Source organism: Streptomyces saintjeani (assembly GCF_055409605.1).
Genome location: NZ_CP189624.1, coordinates 7,572,970 through 7,587,004 on the forward strand (window position 1 = coordinate 7,572,970; position 14,035 = coordinate 7,587,004).

Annotated in this window: 15 protein-coding genes; 11 read left to right on the forward strand and 4 right to left on the reverse strand. The window is 69.9% G+C overall.

Annotated elements, in window-relative coordinates; translation table 11 throughout:
- Window positions 1–225 precede the first annotated feature (225 nt).
- Window positions 226–1,077, reverse strand: a complete 852-nt coding sequence (locus ACQCO7_RS34300) for a helix-turn-helix transcriptional regulator (protein ID WP_464075451.1) — start codon at window positions 1,075–1,077, stop codon at window positions 226–228.
- A 165-nt stretch (window positions 1,078–1,242) separates the two neighbouring features.
- On the opposite strand from ACQCO7_RS34300, the gene ACQCO7_RS34305 reads away from it, so the two are divergent.
- The 3 genes from ACQCO7_RS34305 (at window position 1,243) to ACQCO7_RS34315 (ending at window position 6,083) form a co-directional block, all read left to right on the forward strand.
- A complete protein-coding gene (locus ACQCO7_RS34305) occupies window positions 1,243–2,973 on the forward strand; it encodes an AMP-binding protein (RefSeq protein ID WP_464075452.1) in 1,731 nt (576 codons plus the stop codon).
- On the forward strand, window positions 2,970–4,583 hold the full coding sequence (locus tag ACQCO7_RS34310; RefSeq protein ID WP_464075453.1) for an AMP-binding protein: 1,614 nt from the start codon (window positions 2,970–2,972) through the stop codon (window positions 4,581–4,583). Before ACQCO7_RS34305 ends, ACQCO7_RS34310 begins: the two co-directional genes overlap by 4 nt.
- 312 nt (window positions 4,584–4,895) lie before the next feature.
- Entirely contained in the window at window positions 4,896–6,083 is a 1,188-nt protein-coding gene (locus ACQCO7_RS34315; RefSeq protein ID WP_464075454.1) for a Shedu anti-phage system protein SduA domain-containing protein, read from the forward strand.
- A gap of 7 nt (window positions 6,084–6,090) precedes the next feature.
- Here ACQCO7_RS34315 and ACQCO7_RS34320 read toward each other — a convergent pair whose 3' ends face one another.
- Complete coding sequence (locus ACQCO7_RS34320; protein ID WP_464075455.1) at window positions 6,091–6,900, reverse strand: TIM barrel protein; 810 nt, start codon at window positions 6,898–6,900, stop codon at window positions 6,091–6,093.
- 148 nt (window positions 6,901–7,048) lie between these two features.
- Here ACQCO7_RS34320 and ACQCO7_RS34325 point away from each other — a divergent pair, with 148 nt between their 5' ends.
- The 7 genes from ACQCO7_RS34325 (at window position 7,049) to ACQCO7_RS34355 (ending at window position 11,345) form a co-directional block, all read left to right on the forward strand.
- Window positions 7,049–7,372: a hypothetical protein gene (locus tag ACQCO7_RS34325; RefSeq protein WP_464075456.1), complete on the forward strand. Its 324-nt coding sequence runs from the start codon at window positions 7,049–7,051 to the stop codon at window positions 7,370–7,372.
- 40 nt (window positions 7,373–7,412) lie between these two features.
- Window positions 7,413–7,673: a YkoF family thiamine-binding protein gene (locus ACQCO7_RS34330; protein WP_464075457.1), complete on the forward strand. Its 261-nt coding sequence runs from the start codon at window positions 7,413–7,415 to the stop codon at window positions 7,671–7,673.
- 56 nt (window positions 7,674–7,729) lie between these two features.
- On the forward strand, window positions 7,730–8,107 hold the full coding sequence (locus ACQCO7_RS34335; RefSeq protein WP_464077350.1) for a helix-turn-helix domain-containing protein: 378 nt from the start codon (window positions 7,730–7,732) through the stop codon (window positions 8,105–8,107).
- Window positions 8,108–8,208: 101 nt separating this feature from the next.
- The gene (gene uraD, locus ACQCO7_RS34340; protein WP_464075458.1) at window positions 8,209–8,718 is read left to right on the forward strand and encodes a 2-oxo-4-hydroxy-4-carboxy-5-ureidoimidazoline decarboxylase; all 510 of its coding nucleotides are present in this window, start codon (window positions 8,209–8,211) and stop codon (window positions 8,716–8,718) included.
- Window positions 8,715–9,026: a hydroxyisourate hydrolase gene (gene uraH / locus ACQCO7_RS34345; protein WP_464075459.1), complete on the forward strand. Its 312-nt coding sequence runs from the start codon at window positions 8,715–8,717 to the stop codon at window positions 9,024–9,026. Before uraD ends, uraH begins: the two co-directional genes overlap by 4 nt.
- Before the next feature lie 5 nt (window positions 9,027–9,031).
- Entirely contained in the window at window positions 9,032–9,931 is a 900-nt protein-coding gene (pucL, locus tag ACQCO7_RS34350; RefSeq protein ID WP_464075460.1) for a factor-independent urate hydroxylase, read from the forward strand.
- Between the two features lie 40 nt (window positions 9,932–9,971).
- Window positions 9,972–11,345: an 8-oxoguanine deaminase gene (locus ACQCO7_RS34355; RefSeq protein WP_464075461.1), complete on the forward strand. Its 1,374-nt coding sequence runs from the start codon at window positions 9,972–9,974 to the stop codon at window positions 11,343–11,345.
- 53 nt (window positions 11,346–11,398) lie between these two features.
- On the opposite strand, the gene ACQCO7_RS34360 is transcribed toward ACQCO7_RS34355, so the two are convergent.
- On the reverse strand, window positions 11,399–12,013 hold the full coding sequence (locus tag ACQCO7_RS34360) for a hypothetical protein (RefSeq protein ID WP_464075462.1): 615 nt from the start codon (window positions 12,011–12,013) through the stop codon (window positions 11,399–11,401).
- A 62-nt stretch (window positions 12,014–12,075) separates the two neighbouring features.
- On the reverse strand, window positions 12,076–13,284 hold the full coding sequence (locus ACQCO7_RS34365) for a pyridoxal phosphate-dependent aminotransferase (RefSeq protein WP_464075463.1): 1,209 nt from the start codon (window positions 13,282–13,284) through the stop codon (window positions 12,076–12,078).
- Window positions 13,285–13,365: 81 nt separating this feature from the next.
- Here ACQCO7_RS34365 and ACQCO7_RS34370 point away from each other — a divergent pair, with 81 nt between their 5' ends.
- Complete coding sequence (locus tag ACQCO7_RS34370; RefSeq protein WP_464075464.1) at window positions 13,366–13,992, forward strand: winged helix-turn-helix transcriptional regulator; 627 nt, start codon at window positions 13,366–13,368, stop codon at window positions 13,990–13,992.
- Window positions 13,993–14,035: the final 43 nt, after the last annotated feature.

Consider the following 14,035-nt stretch of genomic DNA (forward strand, 5'->3'; position numbering starts at 1 on the left):
AGTGTCGTGTGCGGGGCAAATTCTAGGCAACGTCCCTTTGATATTCGGAGGGACATCCGGGTGAGGGAGACAACAACCGACGGCATGAGGAAATTCAGTAAGCGGTGGCCTGAATGAGCTGTGTACGTCCGAGGCTCAGGGGAGGGCTCAGGACGGCGCGCGCCCTCCCGTCCGCGACGGTTCACACCGGCCACCCCTTCCCTGTCCGGAAACCAACTCTCCCACTCAGGGCAACAGCCCCGCCCGCCGCGCCGCGACGACCGCCTCGCCCCGGGTCCGCGCCCCCAGCCTGCGCATCGCCGACCGCAGATAGCCCTTGACCGTCTCCGGCCGCAGCCCGAGCCGCTCGGCGGTCAGCGCGTTGGTCGCGCCGGCCGCCACACAGGCGAGGACGTCCAGCTCGCGCGGCGCGAGCGTGGTACCGCTTTCTACGGTTTCCGCCTGCTCGGCGCTCAATGTCAGCAGGCCGCACGCGGCGAGAAGTTCCGCCCGCAGCTGCGGGTCCGTGATGCGCGGGGCCAGCGCGCGCAGCGCCGCGTGCGCCTCCCGGACCTGCTCCCAGTGCGCCGCGTCCGCCGGGCGCCCCGGCTCCACGACCGGCCGCGCCGCCTCCAGCAGGGCCTGCGCCTCGTCCTGCACCACCAGCGCCTGCTCGACGTCCCGGGCCACGTCCACCGCCGCGACCAGCGTCCGGTCGCCCAGCGGCATCGCGGTGCGCAGCGCCCCGTACAGCACGCCGCGCACCCGGCGGCGCACCACGATCGGCACCGCCAGCACCGAGCGGATGCCCTCCTCGGCGACCGCCACGTCGTACTCGTGGCTGATCTGCCGCGAGACCGAGTAGTCGCTCACCGCGATGGGCCGCGCGAGGGCCAGCGTCTTGCCGCCGAGGCCGTAGCCGGCCGTCACCGCGAGGCCGCGCAGCGAGGTCGTGTCCGCGCCGCTCATCTCCGTGATCCGCATCCGCCGCTGGCCCAGCTCGACCGGCCCGCCGAACGTCACCGGCAAGCCGGTGGTCCGCCGCAGCCGGACGAGCGCGCCATGAATCTCCATCGTTCCCGACGCGTCCGCTGCCACCCTGCACCCGCCTCTTTCTACGGCTCCGTCGCCGCGCACACCCCCGTTCGGGGGTAGTGAGACCTGCATCACGGATTACACGATGGCAGAGTGCCGCCGGGCAATGGACCGGTACGGAGCGGGAGTGAACCGGAGGAACACTCTCCGTGGATCGAAGGAGTGCAGATGGTGACGAAGGATTCGTTCTCCGTGCGGGTTTCCGCCGATTCCAACTCGTCTGCCGCCCATGCCGGTTCCGCCACGGAATTCCGCAGAGCCCGGGACTTCCTGCTCGCCCACCGCGAGGACTACGCCGCCGCGTACGCCGGGTTCGCGTGGCCGCGCCCCGAACGCTTCAACTGGGCGCTCGACTGGTTCGACGCGATCGCCGACGGCAACGACCGCACCGCGCTGCACATCGTCGAGGAGGACGGCTCCGAACAGAAGCTGTCCTTCGCCGAGTTGGCGCACCGCTCGAACCAGGTCGCGAACTGGCTGCGCGCGCGGGGCGTGCGCGCCGAGGACCGTGTCCTCGTGATGCTGGGCAACCAGGCCGAGTTGTGGGAGATCGCCCTCGCCGCGATGAAGCTGCGCGCCGTTGTCATCCCGGCAACTCCCTTGCTGGGCCCGGCGGATCTGCGCGACCGCGTCGAACGGGGCCGCGTCCGGCACGTGATCGTCCGCTCCACCGACGCCGCCAAGTTCGCAGAGGTGTCCGGCCGTTACACGAAGATCGCGGTCGGCGAGCCGGTCGAGGGCTGGCACGGGTACGCCGACGCCGACGCCGCGTCCGCCGAGTTCACCCCCGACGGGGAGACCCTCGCCGACGACCCGCTGATGCTCTACTTCACCTCCGGCACCACCGCCCGCCCCAAGCTCGTCGAACACACCCACGCGTCCTACCCCATCGGGCACTTGGCCACCATGTACTGGATCGGCCTCAAGCCCGGCGACGTCCACCTCAACATCTCCTCGCCCGGCTGGGCCAAGCACGCCTGGTCCAACCTCTTCGCCCCCTGGAACGCCGAGGCGACCGTCTTCATCTTCAACTACGCCCGGTTCGACGCGAGTCGGCTGATGGCGGAGATGGACCGGGCCGGGGTGACGACCTTCTGCGCGCCGCCGACCGTCTGGCGGATGCTCATCCAGGCGGACCTGACCCAGTTGCGCACGCCGCCGCGCGAGGCCGTCGCCGCCGGGGAACCCCTCAACCCCGAAGTGATAGAGCAGGTGCGGCGGGCCTGGGGGCTCACGATCCGGGACGGGTTCGGGCAGACCGAGACGGCCGTCCAGATCGCCAACAGCCCCGGGCAGCCCCTCAAGACGGGCTCCATGGGGCGGCCCAGCCCCGGCTACAAGGTCGAGCTGCTCGACCCCGTCTCCGGCGCTCCCGGCGTCACCGAGGGGGAGATCGCGCTCGACCTCGCCGGGCGGCCCGTCGGGCTCATGACCGGGTACCACGGGGACGCGGACCGTACGGCCGAGGCGATGGCGGGCGGCTACTACCGCACCGGGGACGTCGCCTCCCGCGACGCGGACGGGTACCTGACGTACATCGGGCGCAGCGACGACGTGTTCAAGGCCAGCGACTACAAGATCTCGCCGTTCGAGCTGGAGAGCGCGCTGCTGGAGCACGAGGCGGTGGCCGAGGCGGCGGTGGTACCGGCGCCGGACCCGGTGCGGCTGTCCGTGCCCAAGGCGTACGTGGTGCTCGCGGCGGGGTGGGAGGCCGGTCCCGGGACGGCCGCGGCGCTGTTCGCGCACTCCCGCAAGGTGCTCGCGCCCTACAAGCGGATCAAGCGGCTGGAGTTCGCGCCGTTGCCGAAGACGGTGTCGGGGAAGATCCGGCGGATAGAGCTTCGGGAGGCCACGGCGGAGGGGTCGGAGAACGAGTACCGGGAGGAGGACTTCCGGTGAAGCCGGGGGCCGGGTCCTATGCCCACGGCGCCGGGTCCGTCCCTCTCCTCGGTGACACCATCGGCGCCGACCTCGACCGTGCCGTGGCCCGCTGGGGCTCCCGGGAGGCGCTTGTCGACGTGCCGTCCGGGCGGCGCTGGACGTACGCCGAATTCGCCGCCGACGTCGAGGAGTTGGCGTGCGCGCTGCTCGCGAGCGGGGTCGGCAGGGGGGACCGGGTCGGGGTGTGGGCGGTCAACACCCCCGAGTGGGTGCTGGTGCAGTACGCGACCGCCAGGACCGGCGCGGTCCTGGTGAACATCAACCCCGCGTACCGCACGCACGAGGTCGCGTACGTCCTCGACCAGGCCGGGGTCTCGCTGCTGTTCGCCTCGGTCGCGCACAAGGGCAGTGACTACCGGGCGATGGTCGAGCAAGTCCGGGGCCGTTGCCCGGAGCTGAGGGAAGCGGTGTACTTCGGGGACCCCGGCTGGGAGGAGTTCGTCGCGCGCGGCGGACCCGTACCGCGCGGTGAACTCCTCGCCCGCGAGGCCGAGTTGTCCTGCGACGACCCGATCAACATCCAGTACACGTCCGGCACGACGGGGTTCCCCAAGGGCGCCACGCTCTCGCACCACAACATCCTCAACAACGGGTACTTCGTGGGGGAGTCGCTGGGGTACGACGAGCGGGACCGGATCTGCGTACCCGTGCCCTTCTACCACTGCTTCGGCATGGTCATGGGCAACCTGGCGGCCACGTCGCACGGCGCCTGCGTCGTCATCCCCGCCCCGTCCTTCGACCCCGCCGCCACCCTCCATGCGGTCCAGCGGGAACGCTGCACGTCCCTCTACGGCGTACCGACCATGTTCATCGCGGAGTTGAACCTCCCCGACTTCGCCGCCTACGACCTCACGACCCTGCGCACCGGCATCATGGCCGGCTCCCCCTGCCCCGTCGAGGTCATGAAACGCGTCGTCGCCGAGATGCACATGGCCGAGGTCTCCATCTGCTACGGCATGACCGAGACGTCCCCGGTCTCCCTCCAGACGCGGCGCGACGACGACCTCGAACACCGCACGGCGACCGTCGGCCGGGTCCTTCCCCACGTCGAGGTGAAGATCGTCGACCCCGCGACCGGTGTGACCCAACCCCGGGGCCGCGCGGGCGAGTTGTGCACACGGGGCTACAGCGTGATGCTCGGCTACTGGAACGAGCCGGAGAAGACCGCCGAGTCCATCGACGCCGGCCGCTGGATGCACACCGGCGACCTGGGCGTGATGCGCGAGGACGGCTACGTGGAGATCGTCGGCCGCATCAAGGACATGATCATCAGGGGCGGCGAGAACATCTACCCGCGCGAGGTCGAGGAGTTCCTCTACGCCCACCCGAAGATCCGCGACGTCCAGATCGTCGGCGTCCCCCACGAGACGTACGGCGAAGAGGTCCTGGCCTGCGTCATCCCCCACGACGCGGGCGACCCGCCGACGCTGGACGAGATCCGGGGCTACTGCGCGGGGCGCCTGGCCCACTACAAGATCCCGAGCCGGGTGCGGATCCTGGACGCGTTCCCGATGACGGTGTCGGGGAAGGTCCGGAAGGTCGAACTGCGGGAGACGTACGGAGGCTAGGCCGGCGACGGCGCTCGCGGCCGGTTTCCCCCGTGTCCCGGCCGCGAGCCGTCCCCCGTCAGCAGGACCCGCCACCCCCGTTCCGGCAGGACCCGCTGAACTCAATGTGCCCTGTTTCCCGCCAGGTTGAAGCCCCTCGACGCTTCTTCAGAGGTTCATTTGAGGTTGCCGTACGGCTGCTACGACGGGTGCGGTAACGCATTTATGCGCAGGTATCAGGCTTCTGGTGTGCTGCCGGTCCAAGGCGCTTGGCGGCTCGGGGAGGTTGTCAGTGGGGACGTGCACCATGCATGTATGCCTACGCGAAGCGACATGACCCTGGAATGGCAGTTGAGAGAGGTCCTCAAGCAGGCGGTCGACGAAGGGGTGCGGGAGGGGCTGGAATCGATCTTCACGTACATGCACAGCGGAGGTGGTAGGAGGCGCAGACAGAGCAAAGAACTCGTGCGGTTGCTGGAGGCGGCCCGGGGTAGGGCGGCTCTCGTGGGGGAGTGGCAGGTTGTGCGATTGCTACAGGACTCGTTGGATTACGCAGAGGGGCGGATTCTCCAGCCGGATTTCGCGGAGCGTTACCGCCTCTTTCAGGACGGGGCGCGCAAGGAGCGGTCCCGTGACTTCACGGCCAGCACGGTGCAGTCGATGCACGGATGGCTGGTCGAGCACGTCAGGGCCTACGTGAGAGAACACCCGGAAGCGAGCGTCGAGGAAGTGGTGGAGAACTTCCGCGCACAGGGCGAGGACGCCGCGTTTCTCCAAGCTCCTGAGGATCGGCCCGGCCGGTACGTGATCCCCAGAGGGAGAGCCGAGATCGCGTTGTGGATGGAGCGGTTGCTGAGGAGTGACCGCATCGAGATCGAGCACCCCGAGGAGGCGGCTCGCCGGATTGCTGTTTCCCCCGAGGCGCTGGCCGTGCTTGCCGCTGACAAGGAGGGACGACTTGTGCTTCAAGCCGCCGAGTTGCAGCGCCGCACCGCAAGCCTTCGTGCTCTCCGTCTCGTCATCGAGGACCGTACGGCCAAAGAGGCCGATCTTCAGCGAGCCCTCGAAGGCAACCACTGGATCTTCGGCGGCAGATACATCGGTGAGGCTGCTCACCGCCGGCTCGTGCCTGGTGACGAGATGGACATTCCTCTGATCCGCGCAGACGGCGCTCTGCACGTCGTGGAGTTGAAGCGCTCCATGAGCCTCAAGGACCCTTTCGTCAAGCGGTACCGCAATGCCTGGGTCCCGGCGGCGCCGGTCCACGATGCCGTCGGACAGGCGGTCAACTACCTCGTCGGACTGGACGAGCATCGGCAGCGCATTCACGAGGAATTCGGCATAGAGACCCGGCGGGCCAGCGCCCTGGTGCTCGTAGGCCATCCCGGGCTGCATCCAGATGTGCCTGAGGAGGAGATCAACGAGGCCCTGCGGACGTTCAATTCACATCTCGCGCGGGTCGAGGTGCTCACCTACAAGGACCTGTTGGACAGCGCCGAACGATCTCTGCAGTGGGTGTGAGCCACGGTCAGCGTGCCATCCAGCTGAACGCCTCCGCGTCCGCCTTGTACTCCAGGCTCACGAGCCCGTCGTATCCGGCCACCGTCAGCCGGTCCAGCCAGGCCCTCAGTGGCAGCGAACCCGTGCCCGGTGCCCCGCGTCCCGGGGCGTCGGCGAGCTGGACGTGGCCGGTGACGGGGGCGTACCTGTCGATCATCGTCGGGACGTCCGCGCCGTTCGTTCCGAGGTGGTAGAGGTCCATCAGGAAGCGCGCGTTCCCCAGTCCCGTAAGGGAGTTGACCTGGTTCACGACCTCCACGGCGGCCTCCGCGCTCAGCAGGGGATACCTCGGTGACTCGACCCGGTTGAGCGCCTCGATCAGCAGGACCGCGCCGACCCGGTGCGCGGCCCGCGCCGCGTACGTGAGGTTCTCCAGTGCCAGCGCGTCCTGTTCGGCGGGGTCGACGCCCTCGACCCGGTTGCCGTACGGCGCGTTGAGGGTGCCGCAGCTCAGGGAACCGGCGAAGTCGGCGGCGACGTCGACGTTGGCGCGGAAGCGGTCGGACTCGGCGCCGGGGAGGGAGAGGGCGCCCCGGTCGGGGCCGGGGAGCCGGCCGGAGTAGAAGTTGAGGCCGGTGAGGCGGACGCCCGCGTCGGTGATCGCCCCGCGCAGGGCGTCGAGTTCGGACCGGTCCGGCGTCGGGGTGTCCGGCCACGGCCACCACAGCTCGACGTTGCTGAAACCGCTTGCGGCAACGGCCGCCGGACGTTCGAGAAGGGGGAGGTGGGTGAAGAGGATCGAGACGTTGACGGTGTACCGCCGGTCGGGGAAGCTCATCGACACCCTCATCGACACCCTCAGGGACGTACCGAAGTGTTTCGTATACCGGAAAGGGGATTCTGGCACACGGAGGAAAGGCGCCATGTTTCCGGACGGCCTCGGCAACCCCCTGCGGGCGCCCGCCCCCGTCCGGGACAGTGGTCGCATGAGTCTGATGACCGACGGCAAGGCACCCGGCCCCGTGCGCTTCTACCTGCGCTGCGACCGCCTCGACTGCGAGGCGCGCGCCGTGTTCGAACTGGTCATCACGGAACCGGGCCCCGACATCGAGCAGGACCTGATGGGCCACATCATGCACGAGTCGGGCAAGGCGGTTCCCCACATCGACGCGATGGGGTGGACGTTCTACCCGGGCGGCATCGGCTACTGGTGCCCGCGCTGCACGGGCCACCGGACGGGCCCGGCACCCGCCGTCGTACGCGACCCGGCGGCACCGAAGCAGCGGGCCCGGCGCAGGCGCCCGAAGTGAGGGCTGCCGCGCCGGCGGCGGGGCGCGTTAGGTTGAGCGCGTGCGATTGAGAGTGGAGTTCACGACCGAGCCCTTCGACCTCGACGAGGTGCCCGCCCACGCGCTCGCGGCCCGCAAGGCGCTGGACGCGGCGGAGCTGGACGCCGTCGACGTGGGCCCGTTCGGCAACACGGCCGAGGGGGACGCGCCGGCCGTCCTGAGCGCGGTGGACGCCGTGCTGCGCGAGGCGCTCCGGGCCGGTGCCACCCGCGTCTCGCTCCAGGTCAACGTCCTCGGGGAGAACGCCGGGGAGGGGGCGTGAGCGACCCCGCTGTGAGCGACCCCGCTGTGAGCGACCCCGTTGCGAGCGACCCCGCCGTGAACGACCCCGCCGCGAGCGATTCCGGCGACTTCATCACGGCCGTGAAACCCCTGGTCGACGCGATCGGCGGCGAGCTGGTCCCGGCCGACGAGGCGGGCCCCGACGACGTCGTCCTCACCTGGTCCGGCGCTGACGCCGTAGCCGTACGCCTCCCGCAGCTCGCCGACTCCCTCGACCACATCCTCGCCGCGATGGAGAGAAAACTCGGGAAACCGCTTGCACAACTCGACCGCAAGGCGAAACAGGAGATCGTGCGGACGCTGGAGGCGCGGGGTGCGTTCACGGTGCGGCACGGGGTGGAGACGGTGGCGAGCGCGCTCGGGGTGAGCCGGTTCACGGTCTACAACTACCTGAATCGGGAGAAAGGCGCCTGAAAGGTCGCATTCGGTTGCGCTTCCGGCGGCGGCCACGCGTGTAACCCAGAATTTTCAACAAACTGTTGACGAACGTTCGTGCGACGGCGTTAGCTGACGCCGTGACGACCCCACCCCCGGGCCTGGCCCGCCTCAACACCCTCCCCGAGCCGGCCGCCCGCGCCGCCCTCCACGAGGTGTGCGCGGCGACGTCCTGGGCCGACCGGGTCCTCGCGGCCCGCCCGTACCCGACCCCCGAAGCCCTGTACGACGCCGGCGAGGCCGCCGCACACGATCTCGACGACACCGGCCTGGACGAGGCGCTCGCCGGGCACCCGGCGATAGGCCGCCCCCGCTCCGGCGACCCGGCATCGGCGCGCGAACAGCGCGGGATGACGGACGCCGACGCCGCCGTACGGGCCGAGATGCTCGAACTGAACCTCGCCTACCAGGAACGTTTCGGCCACGTCTTCCTGATCTGCGCGACCGGCCGCACCGGGACACAGCTGCGCGACGCCGCCCGGGAACGGATCGGGAACACGCCGGAGCGCGAACGCGAGATCGTCCGGGGGGAACTCGGCAGGATCAACCGCATCAGGCTCGTACGACTCGTCGAAGGTGATCCCGCATGACCAGCACCGTGTCCACACACATCCTGGACACCTCGGCCGGCCGCCCGGCCACCGGCGTCGCCGTGCGGCTGTCCGCGCGTGCCGAGGGCGACTGGTGGCCGGTCGGCGAGTCGGTGACCGACGCCGACGGCCGCTGCAAGGACTTCCCGCCGCTGCCCGAGGGCACCGTCCACGCCCGCCTCGTCTTCGAGACCGACACCGAGTTCTTCCCCGAGGTCGCGGTCGCGTTCGCGGTCGCACCCGGCGAGCACTACCACGTACCGCTGCTGCTGAATCCGTTCGGCTACTCCGTCTACCGAGGGAGCTAGGACCCATGACCCGCGCACTGCTCGGCCAGAACCAGTACGGCAAGGCCGAGACCCGAGTCGTCCGCGTCGTCCGCGACGGCGCCACGCACCACATCAGGGACCTGAACGTCTCCGTCTCCCTCAGCGGCGACATGACCGAGGTCCACTACTCCGGCTCCAACGCGAGCGTCCTGCCGACCGACACCACGAAGAACACGGTGTACGCGTTCGCCAAGGAGTACGGCATCGACTCCGCCGAGCAGTTCGGCATCGACCTCGCGCGGCACTTCGTCGCCTCGCAGGAGACGATCCACCAAGCCCGGGTCCGCATCGAGGAGTTCGCGTGGGAGCGGATCGCGAACGCGGGGGAGGGGGAGCACTCCTTCGTCCGCAAGGGACAGGAAACCCGCCTGACCCAGGTGACATTTGACGGTTCGTCATGGGAGATCGTGTCCGGCCTGAAGGACCTCACCGTCCTCAACTCGACCAACTCCGAGTTCTGGGGCTACGTCAAGGACCAGTACACGACCCTCCCCGAGGCGTACGACCGTATCCTCGCGACCGACGTCACCGCCCGCTGGCGCTTCAACTGGTCCGGCGCGGAAGGGGAGTCGCCGAACTGGCAGGAGTCGTACGAGGAGACGAAGCGGCACATCCTGGAGGCGTTCGCCGAGACGTACTCGCTCTCCCTCCAGCAGACGCTGTACGCGATGGGTGCGCGGGTCGTCGAACACCGGCCGGAGATCGACGAGATCCGCTTCTCGCTGCCCAACAAGCACCATTTCCTCGTGGACCTGAAGCCGTTCGGGCTGAAGAACGACAACGAGGTGTACTTCGCCGCCGACCGGCCCTACGGCCTCATCGAGGCGACGATCCTGCGGGACGGCGCCGAGGCGCGGATTCCGGTGGACCTCACCAACCTGTGACGCTCCGAGAGCTTTTGATGCTTTGAGAGAGGACCCTGTGATGCCCCAGCGCATCGTCATCGAGAACGCGGCGATCGCGACCGTGGACGCCGCCGACACCGAGTACGAAAACGGTTACCTCGTCGTTTCCGGCAACCGCATCGAGTCGCTCGGCGCGGGCCGGGCTCCCGAGGGCCTCACGGACGTCGTCCGCCGTATCGACGCGACCGGCCACCTCGTCACCCCCGGCCTGGTCAACACGCACCACCACTTCTACCAGTGGATCACCCGGGGCCTGGCCACCGACCACAACCTCTTCGACTGGCTCGTCGCCCTCTACCCGACCTGGGCGCGCATCGACGAGCCGATGGTCCGCGCGGCGGCCGAGGGCTCCCTTGCGATGATGGCGCGCGGCGGCGTCACCACCGCGATGGACCACCACTACGTCTTCCCGCGCGGCACCGGCGACCTCTCCGCCGCGATCATCGGCGCCGCCCGCGACATGGGCGTCCGCTTCACGCTCGCGCGCGGCTCGATGGACCGGGGCGAGTCGGACGGCGGTCTGCCGCCGGACTTCGCCGTCGAGACCCTGGACGGCGCGCTCGCGGCCACCGAGGAGACGGTACGCCGCCACCACGACCCGTCCTTCGACGCGATGACCCAAGTCGCCGTCGCCCCCTGCTCCCCGTTCTCCGTCTCCACCGAACTCCTGCGCCAGGGCGCCGAGTTGGCCCGCCGCCTCGGGGTACGCCTGCACACGCACGGCTCGGAGACGGTGGAGGAGGAGAAGTTCTGCCACGAGCTCTTCGGCATGGGTCCCACGGACTACTTCGAGTCCACGGGCTGGCTCGGCGAGGACGTGTGGATGGCGCACTGCGTGCACATGAACGACTCGGACATCGAGGCGTTCGCGCGCACCCGCACGGGCGTCGCCCATTGCCCCTCCTCCAACGCCCGCCTGGCCGCCGGGATCGCCCGGGTCCCCGACATGCTCGCGGCCGGCGTCCCGGTCGGCCTCGGCGTCGACGGCACGGCGTCCAACGAATCCGGGGAACTGCACACGGAGTTGAGGAACGCGCTGCTGATCAACCGGCTGGGGGCGCATCGGGAGGCGGCGCTCAACGCACGCCAGGCGCTGCGGCTGGGTACGTACGGCGGCGCCCAAGTCCTGGGCCGCGCACGGGAGATCGGCTCCCTGGAGCCCGGCAAGCTGGCGGACCTCGTGCTGTGGCGTCTCGACACGCTGGCCCACGCGTCGATCGCCGATCCGGTGACCGCGCTGGTCTTCGGGGCTGCGGCTCCGGTGACGGCGTCGTTCGTGAACGGTCGTCAGATTGTCGAGGAGGGGCGGTTGTTGACGGTGGACGAGGACGAGATCGCGCGGGCGACGCGGGCGGAGGCGCGGAGGCTGGCGGGGATCGCGGCGGGTCGATAGGGGCGGGTCGATAGAGGCGGGCCCGGCCTTGCCCCTGACCCCGCCACCTGGCCTCACCTCCGCCGAGGCGAAGCCAGCAAGTACCGTTCCCGCGACCGTGTGTCCGTGTGCTCGCTCACCTGCCAGCCGGCCGCCTCCAACGCCTGTGCACAAGGGGCGAGTTCGGGCCCGTACACCGCGACCGCCTCCGGCTGGGGTGTCGCCCGTACCCGGTAGCCGTCCTCGTCCGGCCCGGCGGGCAGTCGATCCGCCGCCTCCAGGGCCAGCGCGGCGGCGCGTACGAGGTGTGCGCGCTCCCAGGCGCACGGGCGCGTGGTGTCGCCGTCCGGATCGGTCATCCGGCGCAGCTCCAGCAGCCCCTGCCAGGCGCTGTGCACCTCGCGGGCGCGGGCGGGCGTACGCGCGGGCGGCGCCTCCTCCCCTCCGACGCGAGCCGCGAAGACCCCGGTGTCCGGAGGCGGCGCGGGGACCGCCCGCCGCACGGGCTCCTCCCGCACCCGCTGGCCCGCCGGGGTCAGGAAGTACTCGTGCGGCACCCGGGGATGCCGGAACGCGAGCCCCCGCTTCACCAGCGCGTCGAGCTGCGCGGCCGTCCCCTTCAGCCGTCCGGTGACCGGCTCGGCGGCGTCGATCACCCGCCGCTGAGCGGCGGTCGGCGGTCGTATCACGGTGTACCTCCTCTCCTGCTCAGAAGGCTACGACGCGGGTCTGACAACCGGCTTCCCGGCGGCTACTGCCGATACCCGCTGAGGAACCGCCCGATCCTCCCGATCGCCGCCTCCAGATCGTCCGCGTGCGGCAGTGTGAGGATGCGGAAGTGGTCGGGGGTCGGCCAGTTGAAGCCGGTGCCCTGGACCACCTGGATCTTCTCGCGGAGCAGGAGGTCGAGGACGAATTTCTCGTCGTCGTGGATGGGGTAGACCTTGGGGTCGAGGCGGGGGAAGGCGTAGAGGGAGCCCTTGGGGCGGACGCAGGAGACGCCGGGGATCTCGTTCAACTTGCGCCAGGCCACGTCGCGTTGCTCGTAGAGGCGGCCACCCGGCGCGGTGAGGTCGTTGATCGACTGGCGTCCGCCGAGGGCTGCCTGGATGGCGTACTGAGCGGGCGCGTTGGCGCACAGGCGCATGGACGCCAGCATCGTGAGGCCCTCAAGGTAGTTCTTCGCGTGCTGAGTCGGACCGGTCACCACCAGCCAGCCCGAACGGAAGCCCGCGACGCGGTACGTCTTCGAGAGGCCGCAGAACGTCAGGACGACCAGGTCGGGCGCGAGCGCCGCGGCGGAGTGGTGGACGGCGTCGTCGTACAGGATCTGGTCGTAGATCTCATCGGCGAAGACCATGAGGCCGTGGCGCCGGGCCAGGTCGAGGATGCCCTCGATGACCTCCTTCGGATACACCGCGCCCGTCGGGTTGTTGGGGTTGATGATCACGACCGCCTTCGTGCGGTCGGTGATCTTCGACGCCATGTCCGCGAGGTCGGGGTTCCAGTCGGACGCCTCGTCGCAGACGTAGTGCACGGCCTTGCCGCCCGCGAGGGTGGTGGTGGCGGTCCAGAGGGGGAAGTCCGGTGCGGGGATGAGGATTTCGTCGCCGTCCTCGATCAGCGCCTGGACGGCCATGGAGATCAGCTCGGAGATGCCGTTGCCCAAGTAGACGCTGTCCACGTCGACTTCGAGGCCGAGGTTCTGGTACCGCTGCGCGACGGCGCGCCGTGCGGAGAGGATGCCGCGCGAGTCGGTGTAGCCGTGCGCCTGGGGGAGCATCCGGATCATGTCCTGGACGATCTCCTCGGGCGCCTCGAACCCGAAGAGCGCGGGGTTGCCGGTGTTGAGGCGCAGCACACTGTGCCCCGCCTCCTCCAGCGCGTTGGCGTGCTCGATCACCGGCCCGCGGATCTCGTAGCAGACCTCGCTGAGCTTGTTCGACTGCCGGAACTCCATGCATCCCTCCGGGAACTCGTGTTGCTTGGTTTTACCAAGTGGGAGCTTGGAAAGTCCAACAACTTGTTTAGACTGCGTCGCATGTCACCTCGCCGAAGCTACGACCAGTACTGTTCCGCCGCTCGTGCGCTCGACGTCGTCGGCGACCGCTGGACCCTGCTGATCGTCCGGGAGCTGCTCGCCGGCCCGCGCCGCTACACCGACCTGCACGCCGACCTCCCCGGCGTCAGCACGGACGTCCTCGCCTCCCGGCTGAAGGACATGGAACGCGACGGCATCGCGGGCCGCCGCAAACTCCCCCCGCCCGGCGCGGCGTACGTGTACGAACTCACCCCGCGCGGCCGGGAGTTGCTCCCGGTCCTCCAAGCGCTCGGCACGTGGGGAGAGCGGGAACTCCAGGACCGCCGCCCCACCGACGCGGTCCGCGCCCACTGGTTCGCGCTACCTCTGGCCCGCGCCCTGGAGGGCGAGGGAGTAGTCCAAGTGCGGCTGGACGAAGGGGAGTTCCACCTGTACGTCGGTGAGGTGACGGGACCGGTGTACGGCGACGGCGTCGCCCCCGTCGAGCCGGACGCCGGTCTGGTCCTCGACACGTCGACGTGCATGGCCATAGCACAAGGGGAGTTGAGCCTCCTGGACGCCGTACGCGCGGGCCGCGTCGAGGTGAGCGGCGAGGGGAGCGTCGCGAAGGCCTTGCGGGAGGCGTAGAAACGCAAGATGCCCACCGCCCTTGAGCGGTAGGCATCTTGAT

Excerpts from the sequence above, each read along its gene's own strand:
- ACQCO7_RS34305 (WP_464075452.1), top strand. The coding sequence starts at position 1,243 with ATGGTGACGAAGGATTCGTTCTCCGTGCGGGTTTCCGCCGATTCCAAC.
- ACQCO7_RS34315 (WP_464075454.1), top strand. The coding sequence starts at position 4,896 with ATGACCCTGGAATGGCAGTTGAGAGAGGTCCTCAAGCAGGCGGTCGAC.
- ACQCO7_RS34320 (WP_464075455.1), bottom strand. The coding sequence starts at position 6,900 with ATGAGCTTCCCCGACCGGCGGTACACCGTCAACGTCTCGATCCTCTTC.
- ACQCO7_RS34325 (WP_464075456.1), top strand. The coding sequence starts at position 7,049 with ATGAGTCTGATGACCGACGGCAAGGCACCCGGCCCCGTGCGCTTCTAC.
- uraH (WP_464075459.1), top strand. The coding sequence starts at position 8,715 with ATGACCAGCACCGTGTCCACACACATCCTGGACACCTCGGCCGGCCGC.
- pucL (WP_464075460.1), top strand. The coding sequence starts at position 9,032 with ATGACCCGCGCACTGCTCGGCCAGAACCAGTACGGCAAGGCCGAGACC.
- ACQCO7_RS34355 (WP_464075461.1), top strand. The coding sequence starts at position 9,972 with ATGCCCCAGCGCATCGTCATCGAGAACGCGGCGATCGCGACCGTGGAC.
- ACQCO7_RS34365 (WP_464075463.1), bottom strand. The coding sequence starts at position 13,284 with ATGGAGTTCCGGCAGTCGAACAAGCTCAGCGAGGTCTGCTACGAGATC.
- ACQCO7_RS34370 (WP_464075464.1), top strand. The coding sequence starts at position 13,366 with ATGTCACCTCGCCGAAGCTACGACCAGTACTGTTCCGCCGCTCGTGCG.